Genomic DNA, 20022 nt, shown 5'->3' with positions numbered 1-20022 from the left:
GGACTACCATGCCTACGTACGAGACCACCGGACCGATCACCGCCGTCATCGAGTTCGACATCGCCTCGGTGCGGGTCAGCGCGAGCAAGCGCACCGACGTCGTCGTCCACGTCGCGCCGGCCACCGCCGACGTCGAGCTGGACGTCAAGGCCGCGCAGCAGACCAAGGTCGACTTCGCCGGCGGGCGGCTCACCCTGAAGGGCCCCCGCAAGCGCAACGTGTTCGGCAGGGTCGGTTCCGTCGAGGTCCTGATCGAGCTGCCGGCCGGCTCGGAGGTCCACGGCGACGCCCCGCTGGCGAACTTCGTCACCGAGGGTCCGCTCGGGGACTGCCGGCTGAAGACCTCGCTCGGCCGGATCCAGGTGGAGCACGCGGCGAACGCGTGGCTCAAGACCGACCACGGGGACGTCCGGCTGGAGTCGTCCGACGGGGACGCCGAGGTCTCCGGACTCGGCCGGATCGAGATCGGCACCGTCGGGGGCACGCTGACGGTCAAGAACAGCAACGGCGACACCGAGGTCGCCGAGGTCCACGGAAACCTCAAGGTCAACTCCTCCTTCGGCCGGATCGAGGTCGGCACCGCGCACGCGGGGGTGGACGCCAAGACGGCGAACGGCCCGATCCGGATCGGCCGGGTGGAGCGCGGCCAGGTCACGCTGCAGACCAGCCTGGGGGACCTGGAGGTCGGCATCGCGGAGGGTACGGCGGCCTGGCTCGACATCCACAGCAAGGTCGGCCGGCTGCGCAACCAGCTGGGCGCGGCGGCCGGCCCGGGCGAGGCCCGGGAGACCGTCGAGGTCCGCGGCCACACCGAGCTGGGCGACATTGAGATCCGGCGTTCGTGATGGCGGCGATCTCGACGGTCGGACTGACCAAGGCGTACGGGGACAAGGCGGTGCTGAAGGGCGTCGACCTGGAGATCCCGGAGGGCAGCGTGTTCGCGCTGCTGGGGCCCAACGGGGCGGGGAAGACGACGACGGTGGAGATCCTGTCCACGCTGATCCCGGCGGACGGCGGGGCGGCCCGGGTGGCCGGGCACGACGTGGTCCGCGAGGCGGACGCGGTACGGGCGGCGATCGGGGTCACCGGGCAGTTCTCGGCGGTGGACAACCTGTTGACGGCCGAGGAGAACCTGATGCTGATGTCGGACCTCAACCACCTTCGCCGTCGGGAGGGGCGGAGGCGGGCGGAGGAACTGCTGCGGCGGTTCGATCTCACGGAGGCGGCGCGCAAGCCGGTCACCACCTTCTCGGGCGGGATGCGGCGCAAGCTCGACCTGGCGATGACGCTGGTCGGCGATCCGCGGGTGATCTTCCTGGACGAGCCGACGACGGGCCTGGATCCGCGGAGCCGGCGGACGATGTGGGAGATCATCCGGGGGCTGGCCGCGGACCACGGGGTGACGATCTTCCTCACCACGCAGTACCTGGAGGAGGCGGACCAACTCGCCGACCGGATCGCGGTCCTGGACGGCGGGCGGATCGTCGCGGAGGGCACGGCCGAGGAGCTCAAGCGGATCGTCCCGGGCGGGCGGATCCGGGTGCAGTTCGCGGACGCCGGCCAACTCGACGCGGCGGCAGCGCTGTTCGGGTACGCGACGGCGGATCCCGAGGCGCTGGGGCTGGATATTCCCGGCGACAACTCGGTGCTCACGGTGAAGGCGGTTCTGGACGCGCTCGACAACGCGTCGGTGCGGGCGGAGTCGCTGGTCGTGGAGACGGCGGACCTGGACGACGTGTTCCTCACGCTGACGGGGGAGGGTGCGCGATGAGCGCTTCGATGAGCTACGTGGTCAGCGACTCGCTGACCATGCTGCGGCGGAACCTGAAGCACGCGCTGCGGTATCCGGCGATGACGTTCTCGGTCGTGTTGATGCCCGTGATGATCCTGCTGCTCTTCAACTACGCCTACGGGGACGCGTTGGGAGCGGGGATCGGGGGCGGGAGCTACATCGACTACGTCACGCCGGGGATCGTGCTGATGGCGGCGACGGCGGGGTCGGTGGCCACGGCGGTCGGCGTGTGCGTCGACATGACCGAGGGGATCGTCAACCGGTTCCGGACGATGGCGATTTCGCGGTCGGCGTTCCTGACGGGGCATGTGGTCGGGAGCCTGATACAGACGGTCATCGCGCTGACCCTGGTGATCGGCGCGGCCTTCGCGATGGGGTTCCGGTCGAGTGCCGGTCCGGTGGAGTGGCTGGCGGCGATCGGGCTCCTGGTCTTCGTGATTCTGGCGCTGACCTGGATCTCGGCGGGGATCGGCCTGGTGTCGAAGACACCGGAGAGCGCGAGCAACACGCCGCTGCCCCTGACGTTCCTGCCGTTCATCGGCAGCGCGATCGTGCCGCCGGACTCGATGCCGACCGCGCTGCGGTGGTTCGCCGAGTACCAGCCGTTCACGCCCATCATCGAGACCCTGCGGGGGTTGTTGATGGGGACGGAGATCGGGAACAGCGCGTGGAGCGCGCTGGCCTGGTGCACCGGGCTGACGCTGGTGGGCTTCTTCTGGTCGAGGAGTGTCTTCTACCGGCGGTGACAGGGGTACGGCCGGTAGGAAGCGGGGCCCGGGTGACTCAAACGTCGCCCGGGCCTTGGTCGCGTTCGGGCCCGAATTGGCAGGGGAGGCAGACGCCCGCACCCGGGGAGGGCGCGGGCGTCCGGGAAACGGTGAGAGTTACCAGCGGTCGATGCCCATGGTCTTGGCGGCGCTGTGGATGGCGTTGTAGTGGGCGATCGACATGTCGGACTTCTTGTCCTTCGGGGGGAGGTTCTTGTCCGCGGCACGGAACTCGTCCCGGGCGGAGGCGAGGAGCGACGTGCCGTAGGAGACGGGGACGTCGGGCTTGCCGTGGACGGGGTGGGACTTGGCGGCGGTCTGGCTGCCGGCCTGGGCGAGGATGCTGCGGGCCTGGTTGTAGGCGGCAGCCTTGACGGTGCTGGGGTTACGGGTCTGGGCGTGCGTGGAGGCGGAGGAGGGAGCGGCGACGGCAGCCGGGGCGGCGGCGGCACCGAGGGCCGCCACGGTCGCAACGGTCACCAGCACGTTTCGCATGGTCGTGTTCATGATGGGTTCGCTACCCCGGAGTTGGTGGTCGAACTCGCCCGCCCTGATGGCAGCGACGAGATCGCGCCATTCGGAGGGGGGTGAGTCGGGCGACGGCAGCCGGCTGGAGGCTGCTGCGCATGTAGATGCCATCGGAGGTGATCGCTACCTCCGGCAGTTGTTGCCGGTGTCTGGGTCAGCCGCAGTCCACGTACATCGAGGCGACCGCGATGGGCGCGTTGCTGCCGGGGTCGGTCAGGTTGGTGGCGCGCCCGTTGGCCCACTTCGCGTCGCCGCCGAGGCCGGATCCGGGGAACAGGCCCACCGAGCAGTCGCCACCGGCAGGCAGCGGCGTGCGCACCGACGCCGCCTGCACCGTCGGCTTGACGTTGGTGATGTCGGAGCCCTGGATCTGCGAGAGCGGAGCCTGCCAGACGATGGTGCCCCGCGCGTTCTTGGCCGAGTACAGGCACACGTTGCCCTTGGCGCACCCGTCCGCGGGCGCAGCCGCAGCCTGCGCGACTGGCCCGAACGCGAGCGGGGCGCCGAGCAGGGCGGCGAAGGCCGCGGAGGCGGCGAGAGTGCGCATGCGTCGCATAAGGATCGTCACTCCTCAAGATGGCGGGCCCCATAGCGAGCCCACGAACCCTCATCTTGTCATGTCCACACCCTCATGTGTGCAGCGCATGCCTCATGTCAGTGCTTCCGCCAGATCATCCACCCCTGCTGCCGGTCGATCCGCTCGACGTACCACGCGGCGGGGCGCTCGGGCCAGGAGGAGTCCGGCTCCTTGCCCTCCGGGGCGGGCGCGGTGACGACCACCGTCGCTGCCGCGGGGATCGGCTGGGTGAGCGGGTCCCGGAACCAGACGCGGCCGCGGTAGACCTCGAAGGCCTGGGTACCGCGCAGCGCCCAGTCGGTGTCCCAGCTGAACACCACGCTGTCGTCCGGGCGGATCCCGGCGCTCCGGGTGAAGCCGGTGGCGGTGCCCTTGCGCCAGTTCGAGTGCGGGTAGCTGATCTGCTCGGTGATGGTGACCGTGGCGTACCCGGCGAACAGCGCCAGCGCGACACCGGCCCAGACCGCCCGGCGCCGGGCGAGCAGTCGCAGCAGCACCACGACGCCGAGCACGGCGAACGCCGCGGCGGTCGTCCGCATGATCCGCAGTGCGCCCCAGTCGTCGGCGAGGAACAGGGCGTCGGGCATGCCCCAGGGGATGAAGAGCTGCGTCCTGAGCAGCGAGCCGGCCGACCGGATCACCGCCTCGCCGAGCACCAGCGTGAGCCCGGCCGCTCCGGCCAGCGCCCCGCCCAGCGTGCGGCGCCGGAACCGGCACAGCACCGCGGCGCCGACCGTGAAGGCCGCCGGGACGAGGTAGGACGCGTAGCGGGCGTACACCCAGTCGTCGATCCGCTTGTCGTCCGGCAGTGCGGCCGCCGCGGCCAGCGCGGTGCCGGCCAGCAGTGCCACCATGACCCCGCCGGTGATCCGGTGCGGGCGCGGGAAGCGCTTGCTGAAGACGGCGAACAGGCAGACGGCGACGGCCAGTCCGCCGATGCCCCAAGTCGAGATGATGAAGTACCAGATCTGGCCGACCGTCCGGGTCAGGGTCCGCCGGGTGGCCTCCGGGTCCGTCAGGCCCTTCCACAGGAAGCCGCCGACGTCGCTGGCCGGCACCGTGAACTGCGCGTGCAGCCACGCGTTCAGCAGTTTGCCGCCCGCGAGGCCCGTGCCCAGCGCGCCGAGGCCCGCGACGACTGTGCGCCAGGGCGCCCAGCGCAGCAGCAGGACGCCGACGAACACCACTGCGGTGACGGCGACGACGACTCCGCCGCGGTCGTGCGTGGCCATCGCGTAGGCGGCGGTCGCGCCCGTCCCGGCGGCGTACCAGGCGCGGCGCCGCAGCGAGCCGTCGCTCAGCCAGCCGTGCATGCAGAGCAGCCACGCGAGGATCAGCACTGGCATGACGGTGTCCGTCATCGCGAACTCGGAGTAGAAGATCAGCGGTGGCAGCAGCGCGGTGGCGGCGGCGAACGCGTAGGCCTGCGGCCGGTCCAGGCCGAGGCGGCGCAGGCCGAGCCAGGCGATGGGCAGGATCAGCGCGTTGAGCAGGGCGTTGGTGCCCAGCACCAGGTGGTAGGCGGTGACGGGGTCGTCGGCGATCCGCAGGGCCGGGGAGACCAGGAGCGGGTAGCCGCCCGGGATGACGACGCCGACGGGCATTTCGGTGATCTGGTGGCCGGCCAGGACCCGGGCGAGGACGAGGTAGGACTCCTCGTCGGGGTGGATGGACGGGTAGCTGAGCTGACGCACGAGGTGGAGCCGGAACAGGACTTCGGCGGCGTACCCGGCGAGCAGGGCCCCCGGCCAGAACCAGCGGCGGGCCGGTCGTCTTCCGGTGGGCCGTTCCGCCGGTGGTGGCGGCTCGGCTGCGGTGGTTGTGGCCGGGCTTGTGCGTACGGACGTCTGAGGCACTGGACTTGACCCCTCCCTGTACGGCGGGCTCCCGGAGGAGCACCCCCCAAGTCGCACGGCTATATATATCGCCAACCTGCATATGCAGTCCAAAGGATCTTGGGGGTGGGGTGACGGTGAAGTGCGGCTCGGCGTCGCCCAGTCCTGGCGCCACCCCTGATTGTCGAAAAGGCCGGAGCCCGCCACCCGGAAAGGGTGACGGGCTCCGGCCGTTGCCGATCTGTCGGACCGTCAGCGCAGTCGCGACGACGAGAGGATCGACGCGAGGTGCGCCACGACCATCCCCCACGTGATCACCGTGATCCCCGCCACCGCCGCCCGGGTCGGCCCGAGGCCGCCGGCCGCGGCGTCCGCGACGGCCGCCGCGAGCAGCACCAGTGAGGCCTCGATGCCGTTCGTCACCCGGTGGATCTTCAGAACGGACGCGAGCCGACGGGCCGTCGCGATGCCCTGCGAGCGCGGCTGGGTCGACTCCTCGTCGGCCGGCGGCATGCCGCTGCGGGCGCGGGCCACGTCCACCAGGTCCGTCGAGGCCTTCAGCAGCACCACGCCCAGCGCCGCCGCCAGGCCCACCGACACCCACAGCTCCGACCCGCCCCGGGCCGCCCGCACACCCGCGCCGATCATCAGCGCCGCGTCCGCCAGGTAGGCGCCGAGCCGGTCGACGTACACCCCCGCCATGCTGAACCGGCGCTTCCAGCGCGCCACTTCGCCGTCCACACAGTCGAACAGCAGGAACAGCTGGAACAGCACCGCCGCCAGTACGGCCCCCGCCGGGCCGGGTATCAGCAGAGCCGCCCCGCCGCCGACCCCGCAGACCACCATGACCCAGGTGAGGGTGTTCGGCGACACCGAGGTCCGCACCAGCTGCCGGGTCGTCCGCAGCGACAGGCGGCGCATGTACAGCCGGCCCGCCCAGTGCTCACCGTTGCGACTCTGCAGCTTGGCCTGCGGCTGGCACACCTCGCGCAGTTCCGAAAGCGCCGGAGCAGCCACCATGACGATTCCCTCCACCTGTCCCGAACCCTGTCCTGATCCCCGTCCCGAAACGATCACCGTGGAGCGGCGACCGGGAACGATCACACAGGGTAGGGCCTGTCTTGACCTCCTCCGCACGCGGACCTTGGATCGTGGCATGGAGATCCGACGCATCACCGACGCCGCCGACGTCCACGCCGCCGGGCACCTCTTCGACGCGCCCCCGCTGCCCGACGCGACCGCCCGCTTCCTCGCCGACGACCGCCACCACCTGCTCATCGCCTACACCGACGACGGCACACCGGCGGGCATGGTCACCGGCGTCGAGACCACCCACCCCGACAAGGGCACCGAACTCTTCCTCTACGAGCTCGGCGTCGACGAACCGCACCGGGGCCACGGCATCGGCCGCGCCCTGATCGCCGCGCTCGCCGACCTCGCCCGCGAGCGCGGCTGCCACGCCATGTGGACCGTCACCGAGGAGGACAACCCGGCCGCCCGGGCCACCTACCGCGCCGCCGGCGGCGATCCGGAGCCGCGGCAGGTGGTGTACGCCTGGGACTTCACGGCCGGGCGCTGACCGTCCGTGCTCCTACCGTCCGAGCTCTGACCGTGCCGACGCCGATCGTTCCGGCGCTGATCGTCTGTGCTGTGATCATCCGTGCTGTGATCACGCCATCACCACGGACGGCACCGGCGCGCCGCCCCGGTGCAGCCACGCCCGCTCGGCGGCGGACCAGACCCCCGAGGTCAGCAGGTACAGCGCCGCCGCCAGCGGCACCAGCGCCGCGAACAGCACCGTGCCGAACGACAGGTACGGCAGGAACGCCGTCCCCGCCTGCGCGCTCGGCTGCGCCGCCGCCGCACGCCGGGCCCGCCGGAAGTTGATGTACGCCACGGCCGCCAGCCCGGCGTACAGCACCCCGAACACCGCCAGCTGCCCGGCGCCCTGCGCGCTCCCGACGTGCAGGCCGAGCGGGGCGCCGAACAGGGTGTGGTCGAGCAGGTCGTTCGGGGTGGTGAACAGGCGGTACATCACCGAGAAGAACGGGATCTGCACCAGCGCCGGCAGACAGCCCGCGGCCGGCGACACCTGCTCCTTCTGGTGCAGCTCCGCCAGCGCCTCGCGGAGCTTCTCCGGGCGGTTCTTGTGCTTGCGGTTCAGCTCGGCGATCTTCGGCGCGAGCCGCGCCCGCGCCTTCTCCCCGCGCGCCGCCGCCCGCGCCAGCGGGTGCAGGGCGAGGCGGACGGCGACGGTGAACAGGACGATCGCGAGCGCGGTAGGGACGACGTGGGCGAGCGCGGCGACGACGGTGTGCGCCACGGCGACGGCCGGGTCGAGAACGGCGAGAACGGACATGGTGAAGCGAGCCCTCCGGGGTCTCGGGAATGAGTGATCGGCGGAGGGCGGCCGCGCAGGACGGCGGAAGAACTGAGGACTACGCGGCCGCCTGGGCCGCACCCGGTGCCCTGGGGCGTCGCCGGCCCCGGGCGTCCGGATCACGCTGCGACAGGAAGGCCGTACGGAACGCCCGGCGCCGCAGCACACCGTCGCGCACCGCCGCGGGCGCCCGCGCCCCCAGCAACCGTGCCCCGGCCAGCGTCCCCGCGACGGCCCCGGCCAGCAGCACCACGGCCGCGACCGCCGCCGCCGACGCGAGCGTCCCGCCTTCGGCAGACATCTCCCCGGTCAGCACCCGGAGCAGGCCGAGCAGCATCGCGACAACCGCCATGACGCGCTCCCTCCTCGGTCTCTGCCGGCTTCATTGGGTTCCGGACGTTGATGACGATCCTACGATCTGCCGGGTTCCCCCTTCGAACCGTAAATCCCTCACGGGGCATCCATCGCGTACACCCACGCGCGCGTGCCGCCGTCCGCCTCCGACGCCAGCCACACCGTGGCGCTGAGGCGCTTGCTGTGACCGGGCAGCGGCTCGGCGAGGAACGACCCGTCCCGCAACGCCCCGGCCCCACCCGGATCCGGCGCCCCGGCCTGCTGGAACCCTCGCCGCGGGAGGTCGTCGAGGGGCCGCTTGCCGCTAGGCCTCACCGTGATCCCCAGCCCGGCCAGGAACCCCGCCTCCTCACCCGGCGGCAACCGGAACGAGAGCACGGCCAGGTCGTCCTGGAACCCCTTCTGGTACGCCCACCGCAACTCGCTCGCCGACCCGGGCGGCCGAACCCGCGTGAACTCCACGACCTGGGACGACGGCCCTTCGCTGCTCCAGCCCGTTCCCCGCGTGGAATCGGTGAACAACCACACCGACACCGCCACGCATGCACCTGCGACCGCCACCACCGTGAGCGAGAGCACGACGAGGACGCGAACCCACCGACGCCCCCGCTGCCGCGAACCCGTCCTCACCGAGCCTGCCTCCCCGGATCCGAGACCGTTCCGTCACGGTCCGCGTTCCGCTCACCGGTGCCGGCGGGCTGGACGGGCGAGCCGCCGCTGCCGGTCCAGGTCGACGGGGTGCTTCGCCCGTTGACGTCGTACTCCTGAGCCAGACCGGTTTGGTGAAGCTTCGCCATGTCGGCATCCGTGATGTTCATACCTGCGATGTCCGTCGACTTCCCTGGATCCCAGTTGTAGCGGTCCCACACGTTGACCTGGTACTGCGTGGAAACCACCGGTTTCCCGTCCTGTCCCGGCTTCACCGTGACAACGCCCGAGACGACACAGGCCTGACTGCCTATGGCCTTGAACCAGTTCGACTGCTGCTCCGGGTCGAAGGTGAAGTCGTTCGCGTGGTTGCGCTCCGTCTCCACGGGTATCGCGACCGGCGAACCGCCTGCCTTCTGGTAGGCGTCCAGGGCAGTCTGCCGCCACTCGGACTCCTTCTCGGACAGGAGACCCTCGATGTGCGCGCGAAATCTCGGGTCGTCGCGCATCATGCGGTCCACGTCCACGGTCAGCGGCTGCCCGCTGCCGTCGAGGTAGTGGAGCATGTGCCGCGCCGCGTCCTCGTTCCCTGAGAACGTGCCGCCCGCGACGAGCCCGTAGGCCGTCAGCTGGGCTTTCCGGTCGTCTGCGCCGGGCTCCCGGACGTGGTACGGCCCGGCGCCGTCATTGGGTGCCCTCCACTGGTACGTCGGATCGAGCACCCCCTTCGCGACCAGTCCGTTCGGGTCCATTTCGAGGAGCTGCGCCCGAACAGCGGGGTCGAGGGCGGCCCACCAGCCCGGCACGTCCTTGCGGTCCCCGGGCATGCCGATCGCACGTATGACATCGTCCTTGGCGTTCTGCACGCCGTCGGGATGCGTCGCCGGATCGACCTCCTCGGGGTTGAGGGCGCGCAGGGCGGTCGCCATCGCGGAGTCCGCTTCGGTGGCCGCGGCCACGGCGGCGGTCATGACCTGGACGTGGTGCTGGACCTCGTCCCACTTCCGCTTCTGGTACGCGATCGCCTCGGGGTCGTTGCGCTCCTCTGGCGGCAATCCGGGCAGCGTGACCGCGCCGCCCTCGGCCACGGTCGCTCCCAGGGCCTCGGCGTCGCCGATCGCCCGGAGCAGATTCTGCTTGGCTTCGGCGAAGGCCGTCTTGGCGCGGTGCAGTGCGGCGGAGATGGCCAGCGCCTCGAAGTGAAAGGCGTGCAACTCGTCAGCCAGCAGCTCGATCTCACGCACCGCCTCGTTGGCCGCCGCGCCGGTCCACGGCCGGTTCGCAGCGGACGGGGAGGAGTAGGGGCCGCCGCCCGCCAAGGGGTGGAGGACGCCGGACCGGACCTGGGAACCGAGCTGTTCCACGTGGCCGGATACGCCGCTCCAGGTGTCGCCCGCGTGGTCGAGGGAGTCGAAGGAGGCTTGACGGAGCTGGGCGAAGGTCACCACGGGCTCACGGTCCCTTGAACGAGGTGGCGGCGGAGTTGTCGGCGGCACGGTAGCCCCGGGCAGTGGCGTCGAGACGATCGGCGGCCAGGCCGAGCCGGTTGTCGAGGCTGGTCCAGCGGGACTTCCACCAGGTGAGCGCCTGCGACAGGGCGGGTCCGCCGGCCCACCCGTCCGCCAGCGCCTGGACTGCTGCCGCCGTGTCCGGCTCGGCACGGGTGACGGAGCTCTTCAGCTCGCCGCGCAGCCGGCGCGATTCGCTGGCGGCCTGCTGGAGTACCGCCGGCTGTACGAGGACGGGGGCGCCCGAGCTCTCGGCGCCCGCCCACGGTCCGGTGGTGCGGTGCGGGGCGAGCGGTCCCGCTGTCGGTGGACTGTCCTGGCCGTACAGCCAGGGGTTCTGGTCCTTCTCGCTGGTGTCGGCCACGGCAGGGCCCCCCTCAAATCGAACGATTGTGCCTGAACCTATCGGACACATCGGGGCCGGGAGGCGGAGTTGCGCGGACGCGAGGTGTAGCCGTGTGTGCTACGCGGGGCTACCGTGGAGGGATGAAGACGATTACCCAGCGGGAGTTCCGGAACAACTCCGCCGCGGTGATGGACGCGGTGGAGGCGGGGGAGACCTTCCACATCACCAGGAACGGGGTCGAGGTCGCGGAGCTGCGCCCGGTGTCGGGACGGCGCCGGCTGACGGCGGAGGAACTGGTGGCGCGGCACGTGAAGCTGCCGCGGGTGGACTACCAGCAGATGCGCAAGGAGGCCGAGGAGTACTTCGGCCCGGAGGAACTGGTGGGGGACGAGGGCGACGACCCGTTCGAGCGGCGTCGTGGCTGAGCGTCGCCGGTCGGCCCGGCGGCGGCCGGCCGGCGTGCTCGACACCTGCGTGTACATCGACCTGGCGCTGCTCAGCCCGGCCGATCTGCCGGCCGTGCCGGAGCTGACCGCGATCACCTTCGCCGAACTGCAGCAGGGCGTGTCGATGGCCCGCGACCCGGTCAGCCGCGCGTCCCGGCTGGAGGTGCTGGGCGCGGCGATGGCCGACTTCGACCCGCTGCCGTTCGACGCGGCCGCCGCCGCCCGGTACGGCACCCTCGTCACCCTCACCATCGCGGCAGGCCGCCAGCCGCGGCCGCGCCGGATCGACCTGATGATCGCCGCGGTCGCCTCCGCGCACGGCCTGCCGCTGTACACCCGCAACGTGGCGGACTTCCGGGGCCTGGGATCCGCGGTGGAGATCATCGGCGTCTGACGGCCGCCGCCGCGCTCGCCTCCGTTCAGGCCAGCCGGACGGTCGAGCCCGTGGCGGCGGAGGTGCGGGCGGCTTCGAGGATGGTGAGGGTGGCCACCGCGTCGCGCGGGTCGACGGGCGGCGGGGTGCCGGGGGCGGTCAGGGCGGTGGCGATGGCGGCGTAGTAGGCGGGGTAGTCGCCGGGGTCGGTGGGGAGGGTGATCGCGGACTCGTCGGTGCCGAGGGTGCCGTAGTGGACGGGCTGGTCGACGCCCCAGGGGTGGGTGCCGTCGGGGCGGAGGCCTGCGCGGAGGTCGGACTCCTGCGGGTCCATGCCGGACTTGACGTAGCCGGCGGTGTCGCCGAGCACCCGCATCCGGGGGCCGAGCAGCGGGGTGAGGGCGCTGGTCCACAGGTGTGAGCGGGTGCCGGAGGCGTGCGTGAGGGCGAGGAAGGCGTCGTCGTCGACTACCGCGCCGTCCCGGAGGACGTCGATCTCCGCGTACACCGACTCGACCGGCCCGAACAGGGTGAGCGCCTGGTCGACGAGGTGGCTGCCCAGGTCGTACAGGGTGCCGCCGGCCTCGGCGGGGTCGGCGAGCTCGCGCCAGCCGGGCTTGGGCTTGGGGCGGAACCGTTCGAAGCGGGACTCGAAGCGGTGCACCCGGCCGAGCGCGCCGCCGCGGACCAGCCGGGCGGCGGTGAGGAAGTCGCCGTCCCAGCGCCGGTTCTGGAAGACCGACAGCAGGACGTTCTGCGACTCGGCGAGCCGGCACAGCTCCAGCGCCTCGTCGGCGGTGCCGGCCAGTGGCTTGTCGACGACGGTGGCCAGCCCGGCGCGCAGGGCGGCGCGGGCGAGCGGGGCGTGGGTGCGGTTGGGGGTGGCGATGACGACGAGGTCGAGCGCGGCCGGATCGGCCAGCAGCTGCTCGGGGGTGTCGACCGCGCGGGCGTCGGGGTGTTCGCGGTGCAGCTGGGCGCGGCGCTCCGGGTTGGCCGTCACCACGGCGTCCAGCCGCAGCCCGGGCGTGGTGGCGATGAGCGGGGCGTGGAAGGCGGAGCCGGCCAGGCCGTAGCCGATCAGGCCGACGCGGATGGGGGTCTCGGGGCTCATGCGCCCACTCAATCACGTGGTGCCCGGTTGCTCCCGGTTTCACCGGAGGGGTCGGGGAAGACGGCCTGCGCGTGGTCGGGGCGGTCCAGGCGCAACTGCCTGGCCGTATTCCGGCGGGCGGGACGTGATGCCGTCGGCCTGGCGTGCGGATTAGGCTGTGCCGCGTCAGGGCCATCGCAAGACGTTGCAACACTTCGGGAGACACGCACGTGGCAGAGCGCAAGCCCATCGAGTCCTGGCTGACCGACATGGACGGGGTCCTCATCCACGAGGGCACGCCCGTCCCCGGCGCGGAGGAGTTCCTGCGTCGGCTGCGGGAGTCCGGCAAGCCGTTCCTGGTCCTCACCAACAACTCGATCTACACCCCGCGCGACCTCAGCGCCCGCCTGGCCGGCATGGGCCTGGAGGTGCCGGAGGAGTGCATCTGGACCTCGGCCCTGGCCACCGCCAAGTTCCTCAAGGGCCAGCGCCCGGGCGGCACCGCGTACGTGATCGGCGAGGCGGGCCTCACCACCGCGCTGTACCAGGCCGGTTACGTGCTGACCGACAACAACCCGGACTACGTCGTCCTCGGCGAGACCCGCACCTACAGCTTCGAAGCGCTGACCAAGGCGATCCGCCTGATCAACCAGGGTGCCCGGTTCATCTGCACCAACCCGGACGAGACCGGCCCGTCCACCGAGGGCGTGCTGCCGGCCACCGGCTCGGTCGCGGCGCTGATCACCAAGGCGACCGGCGTCGAGCCGTACTTCGTGGGCAAGCCCAACCCGCTGATGATGCGGGAGGCGCTGAACACCGCCGGCGCCCACTCCGAGTCCGCCGTGATGATCGGCGACCGGATGGACACCGACATCGTCGCGGGCATGGAGGCCGGCATGGAGACCATCCTGGTGCTCACCGGCCTCACCGCCGCCGCCGACGTGGAGCGCTTCCCGTACCGGCCGACCCGGGTGGTCAAGTCGGTCGCGGACCTGGTCGACCTGGTCTAGCGTCCGCGCTGCCGTCACGGGCCCCGTTCCGGCCGATGGCCGGGGCGGGCCCCGTTCGTCCGGTTCCGCACCGAGTTCCGCGCCGAGTTCCCCGTCGAGTGGGCCACTACCACCGAACCCACCTACGACCGTCAGTGTCAGTGGGCCTGTGTAGCGTTCGGGGTGAAAGAGGGCATGCGGCCCGAAGGCCGCGGTGTGGGAGGTAGATGTCGTGACGGACACGGTCGAGGCGGGCGTGGTCGAGGCCGGCGCGGGCGGCGGGCTGGAGCTGCCCGAGTCGTGGCGCGCGGTGCTGGGCGCCGAGACGGAGAAGCCGTACTTCGCCGAGCTGGCGGCCTTCGTGGCGGCCCAGCGCGCGGAGCACCAGGTGTTCCCGCCGAGCGGCCAGGAGTTCGCCGCGCTGGAGGCCACGCCGTACGAGAAGGTCCGCGTGCTCGTGCTCGGCCAGGACCCGTACCACGACGACGGCCAGGCCCACGGCATGAGCTTCTCGGTGCTGCCCGGCACCAAGACGCCGCCGTCGCTGCGCAACATCTTCAAGGAGCTGGACGCCGACCTCGGCATCCCGGCGCCGGACAACGGCTACCTGATGCACTGGGCCGAGCAGGGCGTGCTGCTGCTCAACGCGGTGCTCACGGTGCGCGCGCACGAGGCCAACTCGCACAAGGCGAAGGGCTGGGAGAAGTTCACCGACGCCGTGATCAAGGCGGTGAGCGAGCGCGACGAGCCGGTGGTCTTCGTGCTGTGGGGCAACTACGCGAAGAAGAAGCTGCCGCTGATCGACACGTCCAAGCACGTGGTGGTGCAGGGCGCGCACCCGTCGCCGCTGTCGGCCAAGCTGTTCTTCGGCAGCCGTCCGTTCTCGCAGATCAACGCGGCGCTGGACGGGTTCGGCGTCGAGCCGATCGACTGGCAGGTGCCCAACATCAAGCAGAGCTGACCACGCGGCGCACCGGGCGGAGGGACGGGCGGGGCGAACGGGCGGGCGTCACCCGTCCGTTCGTGGTCATCCGTTGTTCACCGACGGTGGCCGCCGGCCTGCGCGCGGTGTGCTTAGCTGGTGCCCGACCCTGTCGCCGGACGGGGTCTGGGAGGGCGGATCGTGCGCCGAGTAGGGCGGATTGCGGGTGTCCGATGGGCCGTGGGGGCGGCCCTGGTGGGGTTGTTGGCGGGTGCCGCGGGCTGTGGCGGGTCGACGGGGGGATCGGCCGGCGGCGCGACGGCCGCGCCGAGCGCCGCCATGCCGATGCCCACGCCCACCCCGGCGGACGGCGACGGCTCCGGCCTCGCGCAGCTCCCCGGCCAGGCCTTCTACGTCTCCGACCGGACCTCCGCCGCCCGCCAGTTGGCGGATCTGCGCGGCCAGGGCCGGACGGCGGAAGCGGACGCGCTGCTCAGGATCGCCGCCCAGCCCTCCTCGCAGTGGCTCGGCGAGGAGGCGGCCAGGGGCATCGCGGAGCAGGTGAGCCGCCGAGCCGCCGAGTCGGACCGGACGCCGGTCTTCGTCGCCTACAACATCCCGCACCGCGACTGCGGCCTCTACTCGGCCGGCGGCGCGGCCGACGCAGCCTCCTACCGGTCCTGGATCACCGGCGTCGCGGAGGCGCTCGGCGACCGCAGGGCCTGGGTGGTCCTGGAGCCGGACGCGGTCGCGCACACCTTGGACTCCTGCGGGGTCAAGGGCGACGTCGCCGCCGAGCGGTACGGCCTGCTGGCCTTCGCCGTCCAGGAGTTGAAGAAGCGTCCGCAGGTGCGGGTCTACCTGGACGCGGGCAACCCCGGCTGGGCACAGGATCCTTCGGCGATGGCGGAGGCGTTGCGCAGGTCCGGGATCGGCGCGGCGGACGGCTTCGCGGTGAACGTCTCGAACTTCTACGGCACCGACCGCGACGCGGAGTACGGCGGCCGGCTCTCCGCCGCGCTGGGCGGGAAGCACTTCGTCATCGACACCAGCCGCAACGGCAACGGCCCGCTGGGCGGCGACGCCTGGTGCAACCCGCCGGGCCGTGCGCTCGGCGATCCGCCGACCGCCGACACCGGCCGGCCCGGGGTGGACGCCTACCTGTGGATCAAGAATCCGGGCGAGTCCGACGGCGAGTGCGGCCGCGGCGAGCCCCGGGCGGGCGAGTTCTGGCTGCCGTACGCGCTGGGGCTGGCGAGGGCGGCCCGCTGAGCAACGCCGACGGGCCGCCCTGAACGCCTACCCGGTGACCTGGATCCAGCGCGCCAGCGACGGCGTCCCGGCGGCGTCCGTCAGGAACAGCATGTACCAGCCGGGCGGCAGCAGATTGGGGTTGTCCGGCAGGGTGAGCGAGACGCCGTCGGCCGTGCGCCCGGTGATGTCCAGGGCCACCGAGCGCTGGTCGACGTCGGTCACGTGGGTGACCGAACTCGGCCGGATCAGCTTGGCGGTGGCGACCGCCTCCGGCCGCGCGGCGCCGACCCGGACGGTGCTGCCGAGCTTCGCGCCCTCCGGGACGGCGGTGAGCTGCGGGCGGTCACCGTGGAACAGGTACGCCGGGGTGTAGATCTCGATCCGCTGCTCGAAGCCGCCCGGCGTGGTGTTGGCCTCGTCCGCGAAGAGCGGGTTGGAGCCGAGGACGGCGACCCGGCCGTCCGGGAGCAGCAGCGCCTCGGAGTGGTAGTTGCGGCCGACGGCCGGCTCGGCGGCGGTGGTGAAGGCGTTGGTGTCCGGGTGGTACACCTGCGCCTTGAGCAGGTCGCTGCCGCTCTTGCCGCGGTAGCCGCTGGAGCCGCCCGTGGTGAACACGGTGTCGTCCGGCAGGATCACGCTGTTGAGGTAGCGGGTGCCGCCGGCCGGCAGGTCCGGGCCGGGGGTGAAGGCGGGCTTGGCGGCGGAGAGGTCGGCGATGTCGGTGCGGGCGGTGGACAGCGGCGACTCGCCGACGCCCCCGCCGCCGAGCACCATGACCTTCTGCGCCTGCGCGGGCGGCAGCAGCACCGAGGAGGAGGTCTCGGTCAGGGCCGGGTCGCGCAGGCCGGGGACGGGCTGGAAGGTGTTGTCCGCGAGGTCCCACAGGCCGGGTTCGCGGCCCTTGTCGGCCGGGCCGTAGCCGGCGTTGGAGCCGGAGTAGAAGAGCTTGCCCGAGGTGGTCAGGAAGATCGAGGGGTAGGTGGGGAAGTACCGGTCGGGGGCCTTGGCCCAGGTCTTGTTCTTCGGGTCGTAGATCTCGTTGTCGTTGCCGTTGAGGATCTGCCCGGTGTCGTCCAGCCCGGAGACGGTGACCACCCGGCCGTCACCGAGCCCGGTCAGGGTCGGGTACCACCGGGCGTGTGCCATGTCGGTGACCTGCTCGTACAGTTCGGTGTCCGGGTTGAACTCGAACGCCGAGCGGATGCCCTGGTACTCCTGCTTCTCCAGGGTCATCTTGTCGCTCATGCCGTACAGGTTGTGGGCGTCGACGGAGGTCAGGCCCTTGATCCGGTACTGGGCGCGGCCATCGGTCACGTAGTCCCCGCCCTCGCCGACGGCCTCGACGAAGACGTGCTGCTCGCTGGCCGTGACGACGGTCCGGCTGCCGGAACCGGTCTTGACCGCGGCCGGGACGGTCACCGGGGCGGTGGTGGCGTACTCGCGGCCGTTCGAGGCGACGAAGACGGTGCCCTTGGGGAACGTCCGGGCGCGGTCGGGGCTCTCGTTGCGCACCCGCATGGTGCCGGCGGCCTTCTTCACCGCGCCGTCGAGCTTCTCGTAGCGCTGGGTGCCGCCGGCGACCAGCAGCCGTCCGTCGGGCAGCGAGGTGTGGCCGCCGCAGAACATGTCGTCCGGGGTGGGTATCAGCTTGTAGGTGTTGCCGGCAGGATCCCAGAGCAGGCTCTTGAAGGTGCCCGCGTTGAAGTGCTTCTCGTCGTTGCCGGAGCCGGCCACGATGAGCACCTTGCCGGTGCGCAGCAGCGAGGCGTGGACGGCGTTGACCCGGAAGTCGGCGGGCAGGGTGAGGGTCTGCCAGTGGCCGTACTCGGCCTTGTACTCGGCGCGGTTGATCACGTACTGGTGGTACTGGTCGGTGGCGAAGCCGAGGACGGCCGGCGCGTTCATCCCGGCGACGGTCAGTGCGACCGTGCTGCCGAGGGCGTAGCGCCTGGTCCGGCCGGCGTTGTGGATCTTCACGGTGGTCGGTCCCCTCGTGAGGCGGGCTCAGCGGATGGTGGTGGGCGCGGCGTGCTCGGGCGTGCCGGGCAGCGGCGGCTTTCTGAGCTCGACGGTGGGCTGGTCGAGCGGGGCCGCCGGCCTCCGGAGCTCGACGGTGGGCGAGTCCAGCGGGCCCGGCCGGTCGGGACGGCCGCGTCGGTTGTGACGGTCGAGTCGGACGACCGGGGCCGCCGGGTGGCCGCCGGTGACGGTGAGGGTGGCGGTGGGCCGGGCGCGGCGTCGGCGGACGGCGTCGGCGGCCAGCACCAGCATCGGCAGCACCGTCAGGAACACGGCGATGAACGCCCAGGTGCGCATGGCCGCATGGTCGTACCCGGTGAAGAAGGACGCGGTGATCGCGCCGCCGAACACCAGCGTCCAGAACAGGTGCAGCCGGAAGGTGGCGAACCGGTCAGGGCTGGCCGCGTCGCCCTTCGGTGTGACGACGAAGCGGCTGCGCCGCCGCAGCACCGCCTGCACCAGCGAGGCCGCGTAGACCGGGCCGCAGAGCGCCGACATCACCATGCCGGCGACCCCGGAGGAGCCGGCCGGCTCGTGCGGGCTCACGTTGTGCTTGCGGTTCCAGGTGTAGAGCAGGACCTGGAGGGCGGCGGCGTCGCTGTAGAGCATCATCCAGATCTCGGAGGAGACGTGGACGCCGGAGGCCCCGAAGACCAGGTAGAGCACGCTGGACAGGCCGCCGAGCAGCCAGGTCAGCGCGGCCATCGGGTAGAAGCACACCATCAGCGTGTAGTTGAGCAGCCGCCCGGGCGAGAGCTTCCAGAGCACCCGCCAGTACTGGGTGAGCAGGGTCTCGTAGGTGCCGCGGCTCCAGCGCAGTTGCTGCGAGAAGAAGTCGGTCCAGGAGGACGGGCCTTCGCCGACGGCGAGAACGTCCGGGGTGTAGACGGACTTCCAGCGTGCACCGCTGTCGGGGTTTCGGCTGTGGTGGAACTCCAGACCGGTCGCCATATCCTCCGTGATGGAGTCGGACAACCCGCCGATCGACTGGAGCGCGCGGATTCGTACCGCGTTGTTGGTGCCCACGAACATCGGTGCGCCGTAACGGTTTCCGGCGCGCTGGATGAGCGCGTGGAAGAGGTACTGCTGGCTCTCGGAGAATTTGGTGACCGACGAGCCGGAGCTCCGGTAGTTCCCGTACACCTGGGGTCCGACCACGAATGCCACGTCGGGATCCCGGAAGTAGCCGAGCATGCGTTCGCAGATGTCCGGCAGCGGGACGTGGTCGGTGTCGACGGCGACCCAGAAGTCGTAGTCGTCGCCGTGCGCCTGGAGCCAGGCGTTGTAGTTGCCGTGCTTGCTCTTGGCGCGAAACCGGCCCTTGGGCTGGTTCCAGTGCGGCCGGCCGAGGCGGCTGAAGTGGCGGACGCCCAGCTCGGCGCAGAGCGCGCGCATCGTGGGATCGTTCCCCTCGTCCAACAGCCAGACGTCGTACGGGCCTTCGTGCCGCACGTTGCGCGCGGCGAAGAGGGTGGCCCGGACCATCTCCGGCGGCTCCTTGCCGGGCACGCAGGTGGTCAGGAACGCGACCCGGGTGCCCCGTTCGGGCGTGACGGGTACCGGGTCGCGGGCGACGAGGGTCGCGTGGGTGTTGGAGACGACGTTGACCAGCCGGAACACCTCGACGACGGCGATGATCCCGATCATCACCTTGTCGCAGACCAGCACCCAGGCGTGCTCCTCCCCGGGGCGCTCGGGCCAGTGCTCCGGTAACAGCAGCCAGATGAGCAGCACCGCCTCCACCACCGGGGCGGCCATCAGCAGCAGGGCCGCGCGGATCCGGTGCGGCTCGCGGCGCAGCAGGCTGCGGTACCGGACGCGGTACGGTTCGCCGTCCGCTCCGCTCGTGGGGCCGTCGTTCGGGTGGACGCCTTCGTCGGGGTCGACGGCCGCGCCGGCGAGTCGGCTGAAGTGGGCGTAGTCGTAAGGGGCTTCGGGGACGGGAACGGTGGCCAGGGCGCCGTCGGCCTCTGCGCCGTCTCGTCCGTGGGCCGTCCCGGCGTTTCGCTGGCGCGAGAACGGCATCGTCATGTTCTACTCCCCCCGGAGTGCTGCTTGGTCTTGCTGTGCCGTGCCGTCGAGTCGCCCGGGCAGAACACGGCCCGGCGAACTGCGGTCTTTCAGGCAGTTTCCGGGCCGTTCAGCGCGTGAATGCGTGGGCAATCGATTGAATTGTGCGGCGGTGCGGTGG

Annotated in this window: 21 protein-coding genes; 9 read left to right on the top strand and 12 right to left on the bottom strand. The window is 71.7% G+C overall.

Annotated features, from left to right (window positions below):
- Window positions 1–8 precede the first annotated feature (8 nt).
- Genes F7Q99_RS08875 through F7Q99_RS08865 form a run of 3 tightly spaced genes read left to right on the top strand, consistent with a single transcriptional unit; the run spans window position 9 to window position 2538 of the window.
- Entirely contained in the window at window positions 9–845 is an 837-nt protein-coding gene (locus F7Q99_RS08875; protein WP_153460782.1) for a DUF4097 family beta strand repeat-containing protein, read from the top strand.
- Window positions 845–1771: an ATP-binding cassette domain-containing protein gene (locus F7Q99_RS08870; protein ID WP_153460781.1), complete on the top strand. Its 927-nt coding sequence runs from the start codon at window positions 845–847 to the stop codon at window positions 1769–1771. Before F7Q99_RS08875 ends, F7Q99_RS08870 begins: the two co-directional genes overlap by 1 nt.
- Window positions 1768–2538, top strand: a complete 771-nt coding sequence (locus tag F7Q99_RS08865; protein WP_153460780.1) for an ABC transporter permease — start codon at window positions 1768–1770, stop codon at window positions 2536–2538. Before F7Q99_RS08870 ends, F7Q99_RS08865 begins: the two co-directional genes overlap by 4 nt.
- A gap of 138 nt (window positions 2539–2676) precedes the next feature.
- Here the strand turns inward: F7Q99_RS08865 and F7Q99_RS40345 are convergent, their stop codons facing one another.
- The 4 genes from F7Q99_RS40345 to F7Q99_RS08845 all read right to left on the bottom strand — a co-directional run bounded on the left by F7Q99_RS40345 (window position 2677) and on the right by F7Q99_RS08845 (window position 6519).
- Window positions 2677–3066, bottom strand: a complete 390-nt coding sequence (locus F7Q99_RS40345; RefSeq protein ID WP_195911025.1) for a hypothetical protein — start codon at window positions 3064–3066, stop codon at window positions 2677–2679.
- Between the two features lie 175 nt (window positions 3067–3241).
- Window positions 3242–3634, bottom strand: coding sequence for a hypothetical protein (locus tag F7Q99_RS08855; RefSeq protein ID WP_153460779.1), 393 nt, complete (start codon window positions 3632–3634; stop codon window positions 3242–3244).
- 107 nt (window positions 3635–3741) lie between these two features.
- Complete coding sequence (locus tag F7Q99_RS08850) at window positions 3742–5520, bottom strand: hypothetical protein (RefSeq protein WP_153460778.1); 1779 nt, start codon at window positions 5518–5520, stop codon at window positions 3742–3744.
- Window positions 5521–5751: 231 nt separating this feature from the next.
- Window positions 5752–6519 (bottom strand): CDP-alcohol phosphatidyltransferase family protein, encoded by a 768-nt coding sequence (locus F7Q99_RS08845; RefSeq protein ID WP_153460777.1) that lies wholly within the window; start codon window positions 6517–6519, stop codon window positions 5752–5754.
- 136 nt (window positions 6520–6655) lie between these two features.
- On the opposite strand from F7Q99_RS08845, the gene F7Q99_RS08840 reads away from it, so the two are divergent.
- On the top strand, window positions 6656–7078 hold the full coding sequence (locus F7Q99_RS08840; RefSeq protein WP_153460776.1) for a GNAT family N-acetyltransferase: 423 nt from the start codon (window positions 6656–6658) through the stop codon (window positions 7076–7078).
- A 90-nt stretch (window positions 7079–7168) separates the two neighbouring features.
- Here F7Q99_RS08840 and F7Q99_RS08835 read toward each other — a convergent pair whose 3' ends face one another.
- The 5 genes from F7Q99_RS08835 to F7Q99_RS08815 all read right to left on the bottom strand — a co-directional run bounded on the left by F7Q99_RS08835 (window position 7169) and on the right by F7Q99_RS08815 (window position 10753).
- On the bottom strand, window positions 7169–7858 hold the full coding sequence (locus F7Q99_RS08835; protein WP_153460775.1) for a YidC/Oxa1 family membrane protein insertase: 690 nt from the start codon (window positions 7856–7858) through the stop codon (window positions 7169–7171).
- A 79-nt stretch (window positions 7859–7937) separates the two neighbouring features.
- Window positions 7938–8231, bottom strand: coding sequence for a DUF6412 domain-containing protein (locus F7Q99_RS08830; RefSeq protein ID WP_153460774.1), 294 nt, complete (start codon window positions 8229–8231; stop codon window positions 7938–7940).
- A 98-nt stretch (window positions 8232–8329) separates the two neighbouring features.
- The gene (locus F7Q99_RS08825; RefSeq protein ID WP_153460773.1) at window positions 8330–8695 is read right to left on the bottom strand and encodes a hypothetical protein; all 366 of its coding nucleotides are present in this window, start codon (window positions 8693–8695) and stop codon (window positions 8330–8332) included.
- A 164-nt stretch (window positions 8696–8859) separates the two neighbouring features.
- Complete coding sequence (locus tag F7Q99_RS08820; protein WP_153460772.1) at window positions 8860–10329, bottom strand: hypothetical protein; 1470 nt, start codon at window positions 10327–10329, stop codon at window positions 8860–8862.
- Between the two features lie 4 nt (window positions 10330–10333).
- On the bottom strand, window positions 10334–10753 hold the full coding sequence (locus F7Q99_RS08815) for a WXG100 family type VII secretion target (RefSeq protein ID WP_153460771.1): 420 nt from the start codon (window positions 10751–10753) through the stop codon (window positions 10334–10336).
- A gap of 122 nt (window positions 10754–10875) precedes the next feature.
- Here F7Q99_RS08815 and F7Q99_RS42490 point away from each other — a divergent pair, with 122 nt between their 5' ends.
- Both F7Q99_RS42490 and F7Q99_RS08805 read left to right on the top strand, forming a co-directional pair.
- The gene (locus tag F7Q99_RS42490) at window positions 10876–11160 is read left to right on the top strand and encodes a type II toxin-antitoxin system Phd/YefM family antitoxin (RefSeq protein WP_063349249.1); all 285 of its coding nucleotides are present in this window, start codon (window positions 10876–10878) and stop codon (window positions 11158–11160) included.
- Window positions 11153–11575, top strand: a complete 423-nt coding sequence (locus F7Q99_RS08805; RefSeq protein ID WP_326846445.1) for a type II toxin-antitoxin system VapC family toxin — start codon at window positions 11153–11155, stop codon at window positions 11573–11575. The genes F7Q99_RS42490 and F7Q99_RS08805 overlap by 8 nt, the downstream gene beginning before the upstream one ends.
- Before the next feature lie 25 nt (window positions 11576–11600).
- Here F7Q99_RS08805 and F7Q99_RS08800 read toward each other — a convergent pair whose 3' ends face one another.
- Complete coding sequence (locus tag F7Q99_RS08800) at window positions 11601–12668, bottom strand: Gfo/Idh/MocA family oxidoreductase (protein WP_195911024.1); 1068 nt, start codon at window positions 12666–12668, stop codon at window positions 11601–11603.
- Window positions 12669–12877: 209 nt separating this feature from the next.
- Between F7Q99_RS08800 and F7Q99_RS08795 the strand changes: the two genes are divergently transcribed.
- The 3 genes from F7Q99_RS08795 (at window position 12878) to F7Q99_RS08785 (ending at window position 15830) form a co-directional block, all read left to right on the top strand.
- Complete coding sequence (locus F7Q99_RS08795; protein WP_326846444.1) at window positions 12878–13657, top strand: HAD-IIA family hydrolase; 780 nt, start codon at window positions 12878–12880, stop codon at window positions 13655–13657.
- A 211-nt stretch (window positions 13658–13868) separates the two neighbouring features.
- Complete coding sequence (locus tag F7Q99_RS08790) at window positions 13869–14597, top strand: uracil-DNA glycosylase (protein ID WP_326846443.1); 729 nt, start codon at window positions 13869–13871, stop codon at window positions 14595–14597.
- A 300-nt stretch (window positions 14598–14897) separates the two neighbouring features.
- Complete coding sequence (locus tag F7Q99_RS08785) at window positions 14898–15830, top strand: glycoside hydrolase family 6 protein (protein WP_230210178.1); 933 nt, start codon at window positions 14898–14900, stop codon at window positions 15828–15830.
- A 27-nt stretch (window positions 15831–15857) separates the two neighbouring features.
- On the opposite strand, the gene glxA is transcribed toward F7Q99_RS08785, so the two are convergent.
- Together glxA and F7Q99_RS08775 are read right to left on the bottom strand one after the other, a co-directional pair.
- Window positions 15858–17789 (bottom strand): radical copper oxidase GlxA, encoded by a 1932-nt coding sequence (gene glxA / locus F7Q99_RS08780; RefSeq protein WP_456114930.1) that lies wholly within the window; start codon window positions 17787–17789, stop codon window positions 15858–15860.
- A 27-nt stretch (window positions 17790–17816) separates the two neighbouring features.
- On the bottom strand, window positions 17817–19862 hold the full coding sequence (locus F7Q99_RS08775) for a glycosyltransferase family 2 protein (RefSeq protein ID WP_153460769.1): 2046 nt from the start codon (window positions 19860–19862) through the stop codon (window positions 17817–17819).
- Window positions 19863–20022 lie beyond the last annotated feature (160 nt).

Source organism: Streptomyces kaniharaensis, assembly GCF_009569385.1.
Lineage (GTDB): Bacteria > Actinomycetota > Actinomycetes > Streptomycetales > Streptomycetaceae > Kitasatospora > Kitasatospora kaniharaensis.
The sequence above is the reverse complement of the archived record's forward strand: the minus strand, read 5'-3'. Positions and strand labels throughout refer to the sequence as shown.